The sequence below is a fragment of the Ruegeria sp. YTSC199 genome, assembly GCF_059609725.1.
This window is the reverse complement of record NZ_JBXWMF010000050.1, coordinates 1-13,161: the sequence shown is the minus strand read 5'-3', so window position 1 is coordinate 13,161 and position 13,161 is coordinate 1. Positions and strand designations below refer to the sequence as shown.

General features: G+C 53.7%; 13 protein-coding genes. 6 read left to right on the top strand and 7 right to left on the bottom strand.

Annotated elements, in window-relative coordinates; genetic code table 11:
* Window positions 1–147 precede the first annotated feature (147 nt).
* The 5 genes from AC2FEE_RS25005 to AC2FEE_RS24985 all read right to left on the bottom strand — a co-directional run bounded on the left by AC2FEE_RS25005 (window position 148) and on the right by AC2FEE_RS24985 (window position 4,653).
* Window positions 148–843, bottom strand: a complete 696-nt coding sequence (locus tag AC2FEE_RS25005) for an alpha/beta fold hydrolase (RefSeq protein ID WP_496868131.1) — start codon at window positions 841–843, stop codon at window positions 148–150.
* Window positions 844–1,713: 870 nt separating this feature from the next.
* Window positions 1,714–2,067 (bottom strand): FAD-dependent monooxygenase, encoded by a 354-nt coding sequence (locus AC2FEE_RS25000; RefSeq protein WP_496868130.1) that lies wholly within the window; start codon window positions 2,065–2,067, stop codon window positions 1,714–1,716.
* 165 nt (window positions 2,068–2,232) lie between these two features.
* Window positions 2,233–3,123 (bottom strand): hypothetical protein, encoded by an 891-nt coding sequence (locus AC2FEE_RS24995; protein ID WP_496868129.1) that lies wholly within the window; start codon window positions 3,121–3,123, stop codon window positions 2,233–2,235.
* A 116-nt stretch (window positions 3,124–3,239) separates the two neighbouring features.
* Window positions 3,240–4,268: an alpha/beta hydrolase gene (locus AC2FEE_RS24990; protein WP_496868128.1), complete on the bottom strand. Its 1,029-nt coding sequence runs from the start codon at window positions 4,266–4,268 to the stop codon at window positions 3,240–3,242.
* Between the two features lie 94 nt (window positions 4,269–4,362).
* Window positions 4,363–4,653 carry an EF-hand domain-containing protein gene (locus AC2FEE_RS24985; RefSeq protein WP_496868127.1) on the bottom strand — a complete coding sequence of 97 codons (291 nt, stop codon included), beginning with the start codon at window positions 4,651–4,653 and terminating at the stop codon, window positions 4,363–4,365.
* Window positions 4,654–4,730: 77 nt separating this feature from the next.
* Here AC2FEE_RS24985 and AC2FEE_RS24980 point away from each other — a divergent pair, with 77 nt between their 5' ends.
* From AC2FEE_RS24980 to AC2FEE_RS24970, 3 genes are all read left to right on the top strand, one after another.
* Window positions 4,731–5,663 carry a LysR family transcriptional regulator gene (locus tag AC2FEE_RS24980; protein WP_496868126.1) on the top strand — a complete coding sequence of 311 codons (933 nt, stop codon included), beginning with the start codon at window positions 4,731–4,733 and terminating at the stop codon, window positions 5,661–5,663.
* Window positions 5,664–6,021: 358 nt separating this feature from the next.
* Window positions 6,022–7,053, top strand: a complete 1,032-nt coding sequence (mgrA, locus tag AC2FEE_RS24975; protein WP_496868132.1) for an L-glyceraldehyde 3-phosphate reductase — start codon at window positions 6,022–6,024, stop codon at window positions 7,051–7,053.
* A gap of 386 nt (window positions 7,054–7,439) precedes the next feature.
* A complete protein-coding gene (locus AC2FEE_RS24970) occupies window positions 7,440–8,408 on the top strand; it encodes a DUF6635 family protein (protein ID WP_496868125.1) in 969 nt (322 codons plus the stop codon).
* A 259-nt stretch (window positions 8,409–8,667) separates the two neighbouring features.
* Here the strand turns inward: AC2FEE_RS24970 and AC2FEE_RS24965 are convergent, their stop codons facing one another.
* Together AC2FEE_RS24965 and AC2FEE_RS24960 are read right to left on the bottom strand one after the other, a co-directional pair.
* Window positions 8,668–9,390: a PA2778 family cysteine peptidase gene (locus AC2FEE_RS24965; RefSeq protein ID WP_496868124.1), complete on the bottom strand. Its 723-nt coding sequence runs from the start codon at window positions 9,388–9,390 to the stop codon at window positions 8,668–8,670.
* A 131-nt stretch (window positions 9,391–9,521) separates the two neighbouring features.
* Entirely contained in the window at window positions 9,522–9,929 is a 408-nt protein-coding gene (locus AC2FEE_RS24960) for a PA2779 family protein (protein ID WP_496868123.1), read from the bottom strand.
* A 246-nt stretch (window positions 9,930–10,175) separates the two neighbouring features.
* Here AC2FEE_RS24960 and AC2FEE_RS24955 point away from each other — a divergent pair.
* The 3 genes from AC2FEE_RS24955 (at window position 10,176) to AC2FEE_RS24945 (ending at window position 12,977) form a co-directional block, all read left to right on the top strand.
* Window positions 10,176–11,347 (top strand): IS3 family transposase gene (locus AC2FEE_RS24955; protein ID WP_496868122.1). Its coding sequence is split into 2 segments (ribosomal slippage): window positions 10,176–10,440 and window positions 10,440–11,347, totalling 1,173 coding nucleotides; the frame shifts between segments, so codons are not numbered across the junction.
* Between the two features lie 63 nt (window positions 11,348–11,410).
* Window positions 11,411–11,716, top strand: coding sequence for an ArsR/SmtB family transcription factor (locus AC2FEE_RS24950; protein ID WP_496868121.1), 306 nt, complete (start codon window positions 11,411–11,413; stop codon window positions 11,714–11,716).
* A 97-nt stretch (window positions 11,717–11,813) separates the two neighbouring features.
* Entirely contained in the window at window positions 11,814–12,977 is a 1,164-nt protein-coding gene (locus AC2FEE_RS24945) for an adenylate/guanylate cyclase domain-containing protein (RefSeq protein WP_496868120.1), read from the top strand.
* The last annotated feature ends 184 nt before the right edge of the window (window positions 12,978–13,161 follow it).

The window sequence follows — 13,161 nt, the reverse complement described above, 5'->3', positions numbered from 1 at the left end:
AGTGCGAGACCTCCTGGTTGACGTATTGATGTGCAACATCTTCCCCGAAGCGGTGGTTGAAGTAGGACAATCGGGATGGAAGCAATAACTATTCCCATGCGGGCGATTTCGCTGTCTGCCCACTCGTGCAGGAATCGGCGGCCACGTTCAAATTGCGGACATTAGAATTCGGGCCAAGTCTTCAGGCCTATCGATCATCACGTAGTGCCCGAATGGCACCGAAATCGCCGTCCACCCCGACTGATGCTGATATCGCTCGAAAAACGGTTGGCCAAGCCCTGGGACCCAGCCGGTGGCATAGATGTAGGTCCGCTTTACCACCTCGGCTCCGCCGCTCACCAGTTGAATCGGTTGCTCAAATGTCTTGAGTGGTTGGGCGACATTTCGGCGGTCCACCCACGCACGGTCTGCTCCATTCACCGAAAAAGCCTCCGCGGGGCCCGGCGCGACTTTGCCATCGACGGCACTATCACGAAGCCCTGCCGCGATTTCCGCAGGCAAAACATCCAAGGCCGCCTGCCCATCGCCTGGCACGAGCGCATCGAGGTACACAAGTGAGCGAATGTGGTCGGGCGCCCTATCCGCGACTCCGGTGACAACCATGCCGCCATAGCTATGACCGCACAAAACAATGTCGGAGAGTTCTTCGCACCTGATTACCCCCAGGACATCCTCGATATGCATGGCCAGATCGGTTTCGTCACTCACGAGGTGAGCACGTTCACCCAACCCTGTCAGTGTAGGGGTAAAAACGTCGTGGCCTTCCCTGCGCAGAAGCGCGGCTACGCGAGCCCAGCACCATCCCCCTTGCCACGCTCCATGGACCAATACAAATGTCGCCATAACCCGCCCAACTCCGCCGATACTGTAATGACATTAGATTCTACAGGGCCACCTCGTCCACAGCATCGATTGGACGTTCAGCGTCAATCCCTTTCACATAGTCGCTACCGCTCTAGACGCGCCGCAGAGTGCGTCTGACGTCTACGGTCCATTTCTATTCAGAATGCGCGAGCATCTGCAAAAGTACACTTCTGAAATGAGCCCATGGTCACTATTCTCTGCGATCCGTTCGATTGGCTGATTGCAGCCCATTGGGGACATTCATTGGAGAGCTTTGCAACTTCCGAAATGCGCAACTTTGCTGCCTCTTGCCCGTGCCGAAAGTGACTGCGTAGAAATTCTGTGCCATTGCAACGCGAGCCATTCGGCGGTGTAGCGGATAAACCGTAGCTGGTCGCTCAATCATGCCACCCCCGGCTAAATCATATCGACCGTTCGCTACGATCTAACCTTGGCGCCGCGGAGAGCAATTTGTTGTCCTTGGCTGAGACACGAGGGATGTCACGCAGGAAGTATTGTCCCGAATACTGGGACAAACAGTTGCAAAGAATGACTATTCTTCATGACTAAATCAAAAACTAAACCCTATGAAGGGCGCTTGCTCAGCAACTTAAACATGTGATCACCAAAAATCTGTGGAATCAGCATGACTCCTGAAGTCGACTATTACGGGAAACGTAGCTCCTGCATCACTGCCCCGATAGTGAGTTTTAAATGTCGGCGGAATAAGTACCAAGCCAATGTCAATTTATGCGTGTGTCGGGAAGCTAACCGCGAGCCCTGAACTCGTGGGATGGCGATGCTTAGCAGTGTTTTTGACTTTGGTTTTTTGTAGCGAAAACTGCACATGAGGATGTCGATGAGACTAAATCAAAAGAAACTCGCAATACTCTTGTGTTCAATGATCAGCCTTACGGCATTGTCAGCTTGTTTTGATGAAGAAACGTCAACTGCGGATCCAGTGATCCGCCCTGTGAAGGCAATGGAAGTTGGAAGAGCAGAGCCATTCGCCGGGAGAGAGTTTCCAGGAATTGCAAAGGCGACACATTTTGATGTCAGACACTCCGCTGCATAAAACGTCGACGGCTTCACTACAAATGCGCGCGGTGTAGTTGGTGCGGATGTATCGCGGTCGATTATGCGCAGATCAATGCCACGGCGCGCCAGTTCAATGGCTAGCACCAACCCGCTGGGCCCAGCACCAGAAACAAGTACGTCAGTCAATTGATCACTCCTTTTGGGGTTTTTTGCGCTATCTTGTGGAGCTCCGCAAATATATTGTCATTTAATCAATTGTTACCATTCATGTTGCACCGATTAGGAATGACGCCCGCTTGGGGCTGCGAACAGTTTATTGGGTGTCGCAACCTTTTCTCATTCAAACCGCGTTTAGCTACCTGCCAAAAAGTGTTTTGCAGGTATTTTGGCGTAAGCCCCATCATAGAAAAAGTTCAACCAAACGGAATGACCGTCGGAGTAGATATCTGAAACGCCGCGGGTATCTGATCCTGCGCCGAGCGAATGTACACCGCCTTCCGTATCCAACTGCATCAGCTTGAACGCCTGGTGATCCTGATGCCCGCGGTAACCGCCGACAACCACCGTTCCATTTACAACCTCAATGGATTCAAGATTTCCAAATCCACCCGCCAGTTTTTCTGAAAGACCGGCCTCATCCAATTCCGAGATACGATAAACAGCGCTATCCCAAGCGTCATCAGCACCCCATGATACCGCATAGATTTGGTCGTCAGTAATCTCGAATCTGGCAAGACCATTGATCTCAACACCATCCAGAGCCGGTTGAATATCACCAGCGTTTGCCGACACAGTGACAAAACCCCCACGCCCAAAATCGCTGACAAGCAAAGTGGCATCGTTCAGCACCTCGACATCGTAGAAGAACACACCTTCTTCGTCGTAACTCCTACGCCAGTTGACGTCCCCTTCGAGGGAGAGCGAGATTACTTGATTGCCATCCACAAGGACAATTTGTTCGCCAAGTTCAACCAACCCGGTCGGGTTGCGGAGACCTTCGCCGTCGGAAAGAGTGATGCTCTCATGTGCGCCACTCAGTCCGAGTTTGTACAGTCCACCATTGGTGGCTTGGGATCCAAATTCTTCACCAGGGCCACCAGGGCCGATAGAAATCGCATAGACGTCTGCCTCAAAAGGCAGGATTGCTTCGGTGAAGGGCGGCAGGCCACTGACCAGGATCTCTTCTGCGGCAACAGGTTGAACAATTGTCAAAGTTAACAAGGCGCTCAAGCATTTTGTCATTGTCAAAACTCTCTTTGAAACGGCCTGCCGTCGAGGCCATGCTACATTGCTCCACAACGGATGATCACGAACCAGAACTTGTGGATGGCTCGTGATCACCGCGTATCGGAGCAGCGTTAAAGGCTGATCTGCTCACCCCGGAAATACGGGCCAAGAGCCGCAACGACGCGGTCGATGGTCAGCGGGTCCTCATAGAATTGAAGCTGATTGGCACCATCTATCCAGTGAAGTGCTTTATGGGCCGAAGGGATCTGTTGATAGATTCGCTTCGGAATATCCGGGCCGCTGGCGGCTTTGTCACCGTGGACCATGAGAACCGGCAATGTGAGGCGCGATGCCGCGTCGCTGATCTGCCAGCCCCAAATTCCCGCTTCGCTCATTGCTGTAATCCGGTTTTCCCAACCACCGCGATGGAGAAACCACGGCGCTTCGTTGTCCCATGGCAGATACCACTCGGCGACGGCCGTGGCTGTCAACAGGGCTTCGGGGGAACCAACTATTGGAATATAGTCCACCGTACCGGTCTCGGAGAACTTCGCGGCGGCCTCCGCTGAGCGGTTCATGCGCGCCTCGACTGACGCAGCATCTCCGAGATACATGATTGCCGTATCGGGGGTCAGGTAGTGACCGGCAACAATTCCAAGCGATGCGATCCGCTCGTCCTGAGCCGCAGTTTCAATCGCCCAATTCACGCCCTGACAAATTCCAAGGAGATGGAGTTGGCTTTGGTCAATCCCATCCTGCTCAGTAAGGAAATCGACAGCAGCGCGAAGATCTTCGATCTTGGCCTCACCGGATTCAAACCGGCGCGGCTCACCTGAACTGGCGCCGTGATTGCGCGGATCAAAGATCAAAACCGCAAGGCCCTGTTGTGCCAGCCTTGTGGCGTATTGTACTGGTGATTGCTCTTTTACAAACGCCACGGGGCCCATGATCGCCACTGCAGGATGCGAACCCTCTCCTGCAGGCAGGAAGAATTTACCTGCAAGCGTTTCTAGGCCACTGGGGAATGACACATCGCGTACGTCGTACATGCCAGAAGCCGTGGGTTGTGCTGTGGCGTGCTTAGGTATGGTTGCTGGTATCGCTGCCGCGACACCCCAGAGTGCCATCTGCCCGGCAAGAGTTCTGCGTGTTATGTGCATATTTCCTTCTCCCTCAATCTCAAGGCTTTACGTGCATTGTGAGGTTGGAATTTATCGTTTGTTCTATCAGCCTCGGTGCTGAAGACTTGGTTCTTCAAGACTTCTTGGCGCCCTTGATCTTCGTTTTTCCAGCGCCGCCACCCTGGTTTTCGCTCGCGTCTACGACGCCGTCACCGTTTGTGTCTGCGCCATCGAAAATAATTCTGTGACGATCTATAAACTCCTGGGTGCGATCAATTCCCGCAGGGTGATACTCAAGCATTTCTTCAAACGTCACGACTCCGTCTTGGTTCAGGTCGTGCGTTTCGGTCGATACATCGGCATGCGCCATGGCGGCTGAAATAACGACGCTGCCGGCTGTGAAAGCCAATTGGACAAGTCTCATGGGGGTTCCTCATCGTGTTCAGTTTCGATGAGGTCAAAATGCGCTTAGCTTGACATAATCAAAATGACGAAACTAGCATGCTGGTCATGCAAAAACCGAATGATGATTTGGCTTCGATGGATTTTCGCGTTTTGCGATTTCTGCGGATCCTGTTGCACACTGGCAGCGTGACCCGAACTGCTGAACTGCTTGAGATCAGTCAACCTGCGGCAAGTCGCATTCTTGCACGCATTCGGGATCTGACTGGCGACCCATTGTTAATCCGCACTCAGGCAGGGTATCAGTTGACGGATCATGCCCTGTCGCTTCAGGAACCGGTGCTAGAGGCGATCCACGCGACCGAAGCGGTTTTTCTGCCGCCTCGGTTTGATCCCGCACATTCAAGCCGGCGTTTTAGGATCGCTGGTACCGACTATGCTGCGGCTTGCATCATTGGGCCGCTTGTCGATCGGCTGGCGACGGTCGCACCACATGTTAGAGTGGATGTAACACCATTGGTACCAGACAGTTTTTCGGCAATTCAGGACGGTGAAATTGATTTTGTCTTTTACGCCGGGCTCAAAGTGAAGGGTGACCTGATTGTCAAAAAACTCTTTACTGACAGCTACGTCCTTCTCATGCGCGAGGGCCATCCGTTGCACGAGCTTGCTGCGCAGAAGGGCTTTCTGGAGCCACCGGATATCACACCGTACCGGCAGATCGAATTCAGTTATCCGACGGTTGATCGCTTGCGAGCGGATACCGTCATGCGTGCGACCAGCAATGGTGATCCCGCAACGTTGTCTGTACCTTTCTTCACCTCTATGCCTTTCCACGTCGCAAACAGTGACGTCGTTGCAGCCGCGCCGTCACGTTTGGGGGTTCAGCTCTCCTCATTCTCCAGCATCGTGTCAGTGCCCTTCAGGTCAGGTGCAGAATTTCCCTATTACCTGCTCTGGCATGAGCGGGGGCAATTCAATCCGGCAATTCGTTGGTTCGTAGAGGAGGTCGTACAGACTATTGCGCCATAGGACTCGGCTTAGGAAGAAATTCGATGACAGTCGAGTATCCACCAAAGGCGCATCGTTCATTCTGTCTCGCAGCTGCTTTTCCAAGCGAAGAGCGGCCCAGAGCCGACATCCAACCCGGCATATTGATGCTGCGGTTGCAGCCCGCTTTGCGGACTTTCGCTGCGTCTATGCGACGGGACCGAATGCAATCGATCAAATCGTAAGACATTGGTGCCGGAGTAAGACTAACCATAGGCACCCATCTAGGACGCGCAGAAGCTCGTGTCGATCTTACCGGAGTTGATCCGTTTGACAGGCCCAACATTCCATTGATTATGTGCGCATGACCAAAGCTCAACGACCGCCAAAGCCAAAACCCATTCCATACACCCCGGAGCCGAACCGCTATGAGCGAATGGTTTATCGGCGATGTGGGCGGTCGGGTGTGAAGCTTCCTGTTGTCAGCTTGGGCCTGTGGCATAATTTCGGTGCGGACTCGACGCACGAAAACAAGCGAGTAATGTGTCGGACCGCGTTCGACCATGGGATCACTCATTTTGATCTGGCGAACAACTACGGTCCACCACCCGGATCGGCAGAAGAGGCATTTGGCGAAATCCTAAGAACTGATTTCGCGGGCTACAGGGATGAATTGATCATTTCCTCCAAAGCAGGCTACGACATGTGGCCGGGACCCTACGGAGAATGGGGGTCGCGCAAGTACATGATCGCGTCCTGTGACCAATCACTCGCGCGCATGGGGCTTGATTACGTCGACATCTTTTATTCCCACCGCTTTGACCCCGACACCCCGCTCGAAGAGACGATGGGCGCGTTGGATCATATCGTACGGTCGGGTCGTGCGCTCTACGCAGGTATCTCGAGCTACAACTCCCAACGCACACGCGAGGCGGTGAAGATTCTCAACGACCTTGGGACACCTTGCCTGATTCACCAGCCTTCTTACAATCTGCTCAACCGTTGGGTGGAGCGGGACGGTTTGCTCGATACCCTGAACGATCTTGGGGTAGGATCGATTGCGTTCACGCCGTTGGCACAAGGCATTCTAACGTCAAAATACCTGCGCGATATTCCGGATGGCAGCCGTGCTACACAAGGGAAGTCGCTACTTGATGGCATGATCAACGAGCGATCTCTGGCAAGTGTCCGTGCTCTGAACGAGATGGCTGAGGATCGCAGGCAAACTCTGGCGCAAATGGCCCTGGCCTGGGTGTTAAGAGTCGGACGCGTAACGACCGCGCTTATTGGTGCGTCCCGGCCGGGTCAGATCGTAGATTGCGCAGGCGTAGTCGATAACCTCGCCTTCAGTGATGAAGAGTTGGCAAGGATTGATGCTATCAGTTCGGAAGAAGATATCAATTTGTGGGCTCGGTCGTCAGAAACAGAATGACCAATCTTAGAAGTGCTAAAACCCAAGACCATTTGGAGCTTGATAATATTGGCGGCTTCAGCTTCTGCAGCTCGGCTAAGTAACTATCAAGACTGACCGGCCCTTTACCGACATTCGGCTTTCTTCAGATGTTACTAGTCGACTTCCCGAAAGCCGCCATTCGTGCACACAGCAGCATTTCGATTTGCTGAGTGACAGCAATGCCTGAAAAGTGCTGTTCGAAGTAAAAGCACAAACGGACTGGTGAACAAAAGCCTCGTCAACCCTCTTACAACAATGCTCACTTGATGAGATATGAAGAGAGTAGTTAAGCGGCTAGCATGCCGAGCCGTGAAACAGTATAAAACGTTTCTTGCACAACAAGACAGGGATCGCGGGTCACCGCCATGAGGTCGCTATCGAACCCCACCGTAGAAGTCGATAATGTTGTCCGTCCGAAAGTCCGTGAATACTTTACGGACCGGCGGGCTGAGGTGGATGTGTTTGTGGCAAGGCATTTCACCTGGCTCGGAACACTTCTCCTTCACCGGTCGGCACTCGGCTGGGACATTTTGCGCGCCCCGATGAATGTGGTGCTGTCGCCAATCCTGGTGCTGACGCGGATCGCGGCATACCTTTGCCGCCGTGCCCAGTGGCGTGGCGGCTCGGACTGGCTGACCTCACGGCGAATCCTTCTGCGCACCACTGTTGCGCGCAGGGTCGAGGCCTGCGTCCTGACCGATCTTCTCCAACTGTCGTTGGTGCAGGGGGCTGCGGCTCGTAGTCCGGACGAGCTTTCGCGTGCCATCCTTGCTGCACCAAAGTTTCGCGAAATGATCCGAAAACGTGAGAGCGCGGCCGATGCAGAGGCCCTCGGCCATCGAATGGCAGGCGCGATTTCCGAGTATGCAGCAACACGATCTGCCGTAGCCGAGATGACTACTGTGCTATGTGCGCTTGTTGTCGGTGCACTAGTCTTTCAGGCGCTAACACCGGGCATGATCTCGATGGCGCCGGGCGTTGCTGATGCCATGGCAAGCAACAATGCCATCACGGAGTTTCCGCTGGGTCAGACAATTGGCGGGATTTGGTACGGTTTTTTCCCGACGGGCGCATCGCTCTGGCTTACCACCTTCACCATGGCGGGGCTTGTTATGATCGGATCGGTTTTCGCTGCGTTCGCAGGTGTGTTTGCCGACCCTGTTCAAAGTCTCTTTGGCATTCACCGCCGCCGCCTTCTTCGCTTGATCGATACACTCGAGGTTGAACTAACCGGACTTGGACAGAGCCCCTTCGTCGCGCGTGAGCATTTCTACGCCCGGCTTTTGGACCTCTGGGATGCCGGTGCGGGCATATTTCGCATTTTCCGGAACTGACGCGAAGACTTGGAGGCGAGGCTCGGCCGTTACCAGTCATTCATCGTGCCCCTCACCGCCGCAGCGCCGCTTTCGTATTGCGCCATTCGTGCAGAGCGCAGCATTTCCACCTCGGCAATGACCGGGTCGCGGGACATTGCTGCCGTTTGAGCTATTCCACCTAGTGCCTTAGCAATGGGGATCTGGCTAAAGCAATTAAAACGTTCTATTGTGCCATGCTATTTGGCGCCGCCTCTAGAGAAAAAAGCCAAAAAAATTATCAATCCGAACCTGTGGCAGACTCCGATAGTTCCTGGACAACAAGCCTCAGATTGTGGTGAATTTCTGGCGGGGAAGGGTTAATTCTAGCGGCACGTTCAAACTCTTTCTTTGCGCCTTCTAGGTCGCCTTCCTGGTACCGTGTATTGCCAAGCCCGTATGCCCATATCCAATTGTCGGGCCAACGGGAACTACCATTTATATAAACCTTAGCGGCGGCGTGGGTGTGCCCTAGCTGTTCCAGTGCTGCCGCCGCCCGCACTATCTCCCATTGATTTTTTGTTGTCGGCAATTGGTCGGGAGGTAAAGCGACCATCGCCCAGTAATCCCCCCGCCGCCATGTTCGCATAAACAGCCGAAGATCCATCGTCATTCTCTCATGCTCACCTGAGTGAAGGGTGATCTTGTCGCTATTCAAGTCATAACCAACAACGACCGCATAGTGCCATCGAGGCGCCCATCTGAAGCCAAGGTTCTGAAAAATGATAACAGGGTTTCCTGCAGCAACTTCGTCAAGCACCTCTTCTACAGTTGATAATCTAACTGCTAGCATTGCATGTCGACGGGCGGCCCCGACCATGTCGGCGAGATAAGTTCCTTTCGCCCCAGGGGTAAAGGATTGAGCCGCCACCTCGTCTTGAGTGACGTCCAGCCCCGACCACTGAAACACCATCGCAAGCGACGCAGGTCCACAGTAAAACTCGTTTTGTTCAATAAGTGGCACGCCCTTAACTTCGGCTCGAAACGGGACGTCAACCTGCGACGGTATTTGCTTCTGTGTGTGCGCGCATGCGACCAGTAAAGCTGGCAGGAAGCCTATGAGCCAAGCTCGAAATCGAAGAGGGCGAAAACAGCTCAGCGGCCAGCACACCGGGTAAAGGGGAACACTTTCGTCAGACACAAGAGATCCGTCACAAGCAATATGATAAACACTGTTAGTAACGCGCCAACAATACCATTGCCCCCAGCCGTGTCGTGATCCATTTGGTGCAAAACTGACGCGATTTCTTCATTCGATAGTGCCTTAAGACGCGTTTCCGCTTCTTTGGGATCGACTCCTCTTGCGACAAGCTCGTCACGAATTTCTTTTCTTTTGAGTTCACTCAACAAAAAATCGCGGTCGGCATGTGTTTCGTATCTAGAGATCACCTCGTTGGTACTGAGCATTTCTGCCTGCGCCATTGTGCTAAGCTGCGTTGCCAGCAGCATTTGCGCAGCTATGAAGCTCACTATGCTGCTTCGCACTTTTCGTTGAAAACCCATCCCTTGCCGTTCTCCTCGTCTCGATGTCGTTTGTGTCAGCGCCGTAAGTAAATACTCCAAAGACCATTGTTTAATAGCAGGCAACTGAATGCAACATTGAAGAAACTTTTAAAGACCTGAAGCATGTAAGTAAGGGTATCATCAGTGGCAACAACGCAAGATTGACGGGTCCACTTCGAGCTCATTGGTTTTGCTCTGATTTGGTGGACACCAAGAATAGGCGCAGACAGCGCCGGGAGGTGTCGAATGACGAAGCCGAAGCGATACAAGCGGTACAGCGCAGAGTTCAAACGAGAAGCTCTGCGCCGGGCTGCGGAAGAAGGGATGACGGATAAGGCTGTCTGCGATGAGCTGGGTATCAGCACCCGACAGTTTCGACGATGGCAAGGTGAGATAGCGTTGCTGGGCCAGGTTGCGTTCCCCGGCCATGGTCGTCCGCGTGACGAAGAGATGGCTGCGCTGAAGCGCGAGTTGGCCAAGGTCAAGAAGGAGCGTGATTTCCTAAAGGAAGCGGCGGCGTACTTCGCCAGGCTGTCGAAGTGAAGTACGCCTGTATCAATCTCCGGCGTGACCATTATCCAGTGCGCATGGTGTGCAGGCTGTTGGGTATTTCAGCCAGCGGATATTACGCTTGGCGCACACGTCCGGAGAGCACCCGTGCAAAACAGGACAGAGAATTGATGCCGAGGATCAGGCGGATCTTCGAAATCAGTAAGGGTGTCTACGGCAGTCCTCGGGTCCATGCCGAACTGGTGGCGGAAGGCGTCACAGTCGGGCGCAACAAGATTGCCCGCCTAATGCGCCTTGAACGGTTGAGGGGCTGTCCCAAACGCCGTTTCCGGGTCACGACGCGGCGCAACCCGGCCCATCCGGTTGCAAAGAACCTGTTGCAACGGAACTTTGAGGCGCGGCAACCGAACCAGAGATGGGCTGCTGACATGACGTATATCTCGACAAAGCAGGGCTGGCTCTACCTCGCGGTTGTCATGGATCTTTTCTCTCGCCGGATTGTGGGCTGGTCAATGAGCCAGCGGATGGGCCGGCACCTTGTGATTGGCGCCTTACGCATGGCCATTGAGGCGCGCCGACCGGGCGGGCATCTCATTCATCACTCTGACCGAGGCGCCCAGTACACCAGTGACGACTTTCGAGAGGAACTTGCCCGGCATGGCATCGAATGCAGCATGAGTGCGGCAGCGAATTGCTATGACAACGCCGTCGTCGAAAGCTTCTTCGGCGTTCTCAAACGCGAACGTGTAAACCGCGTACGCTACAGCACAAGAGATGAAGCACGTGCCGACCTGTTCGAGTATATTGAAGTGTTCTACAATCGAAAGCGTCGCCATGGATATCTTGGCAACGTAAGTCCAGCTGACTTCGAAGATCGGTCAGCCGGGTCCTTTCAAACCGTCCACTGAAACGGGGCAAGACGACAGAGTTCGTGATATCACAGGATTTATCGTTCTTTTGGGGAGCGCCACTTGAAACCCGATCTCAGCCAAAACGCTCTTGAAGCGACCGACTTTCTAAAGGCCATGGCGCATGACGGCCGTCTGCAGATATTGTGCCTGCTTCTTGGTGGTGAGAAATCTGTTGGCGAAATCGAAACCACCTTCTCCATGCGGCAGGCAGCAGCTTCCCAGCAGCTTTCACGTCTGCGGTTGTCTGGCCTGGTTGAGTCAAGGCGCGACGGGAAGAGCATCTATTACAGGATTGCGGATGCACGAGTTTTGGCGATTGTGGAGGTTCTTTACGATCTCTTTTGCAGCGAAGATGCGGAAAAGTGATCTGTATTCTATGCGGTCATAACTGAGCTGGACCAAATCGTACTGACGAAATCGCTGCACCCTTTGCGCTTCTTTTCTAAGCAACTAGTTTGAGACTATGGACTCTGTTTCTCAACTCACCAGCTGGATGATAAACGAAGGTCGCAGCTCCGGCGATCCCGTGAAAGTGGTGTCACAGTTCTGCTCGTCTTTGATGGAGGCCGGAGTTCCTCTCTGGCGCGTAAATATCGGCCAGCGCTTTGCCAATCCATTACTCATTGCCTGGGGGGTGGTTTGGACTCCAGATGGAACAGAAAGCTACGACGTGACACACGAGACGATGCTGACTGACGGGTACGTTGGCAGCTCATTTGAGTATATTCTGGCGCATCGGAAACCGCTTCACAAAAACCTACAGCACCTGGATTCAAAAACGGAGCACTCATCATATCTCGAATTTGCTGAGCAGGGTGGGACCGATTACTACGCCACCCTGCTTTACTACGGCGATGGGTCATTGCACGGCTGTACATTTGTTACGCAGGCGCCAGAAGGTTTCTCACCTTATCATTTGGAATTGATCGAAGCTGCACTGCCCGCTTTGTCGTCTGCTCTGGAACCTGTCACCATGCGCAAGTCGTCCAAGGGCTTGCTGAGAACATACCTGGGGGATGGGCCTTCGGAGGCCGTTTGGAATGGCAGGATCAAGCGTGGGGAACGCACCACTCTGGACGCGGTGGTTATGTTCACCGATTTAAGAGGTTTTACAGCTCTTTCAGAACACGCACCCGAGGCAGATGTGTTTGACGCCCTGAGCGGCTACTTTGATCTGGTTGTTCAGGCTGTGGAAGAGAATGGCGGCGACGTTTTGAAATTCATGGGCGACGGTATTCTCTCGATCTTCACGATCCCAACTGAAGCTGATCGTGTTGACCGATGTCGAAAGGCGGCGCGTGCCGCACAAAGTGTTTTGACCGGCCTGACGGTACTCAACCGTAGTCGAAACGAGGCTCAGAAATCGTCCTTGGACATTGGTATCGGGATCAACGCAGGGCAAGTCAGCTATGGGAACATCGGCAGTCCCGGCCGGCTTGATTTCACAGTTTTGGGTGGCGCAGTAAACGTTGCAAGCCGAATTGAGGGATTAACAAAATCAATCGGCCACAGGGTACTGGCGACGTCAGCCGTTGCTGATGCTTCACCTGGCCTATTCGCCGGCTGCGGGTTGCACGAAATACGCGGCGTTGCTGATCCAATCGAGCTATTTGCCCTCATCGAGTGAGACAATTTCAAGCGCTTGTTCCGTCGGGGGTTCCGCTACCTGAGTCGGGCCATTGAGGTGCGTATGGTCCGCCTAGCACAGAAAGGACAAAATATTGTAGCCTTTCCTCCACAGGCCGACGGCCACGGGAGCGAAAGACGCAAGCGCGAATTTTACCAGCGTATGACGGGTTATTGTGGGTTTG

What these genes read in the sequence shown, in the direction of transcription:
- AC2FEE_RS25005 (WP_496868131.1), bottom strand. Translation starts at nt 843, where the DNA reads ATGGCGACATTTGTATTGGTCCATGGAGCGTGGCAAGGGGGATGGTGC.
- AC2FEE_RS24995 (WP_496868129.1), bottom strand. Translation starts at nt 3,123, where the DNA reads ATGACAAAATGCTTGAGCGCCTTGTTAACTTTGACAATTGTTCAACCT.
- AC2FEE_RS24990 (WP_496868128.1), bottom strand. Translation starts at nt 4,268, where the DNA reads ATGCACATAACACGCAGAACTCTTGCCGGGCAGATGGCACTCTGGGGT.
- AC2FEE_RS24985 (WP_496868127.1), bottom strand. Translation starts at nt 4,653, where the DNA reads ATGAGACTTGTCCAATTGGCTTTCACAGCCGGCAGCGTCGTTATTTCA.
- AC2FEE_RS24980 (WP_496868126.1), top strand. Translation starts at nt 4,731, where the DNA reads ATGCTGGTCATGCAAAAACCGAATGATGATTTGGCTTCGATGGATTTT.
- AC2FEE_RS24970 (WP_496868125.1), top strand. Translation starts at nt 7,440, where the DNA reads ATGAGGTCGCTATCGAACCCCACCGTAGAAGTCGATAATGTTGTCCGT.
- AC2FEE_RS24960 (WP_496868123.1), bottom strand. Translation starts at nt 9,929, where the DNA reads ATGGGTTTTCAACGAAAAGTGCGAAGCAGCATAGTGAGCTTCATAGCT.
- AC2FEE_RS24945 (WP_496868120.1), top strand. Translation starts at nt 11,814, where the DNA reads ATGGACTCTGTTTCTCAACTCACCAGCTGGATGATAAACGAAGGTCGC.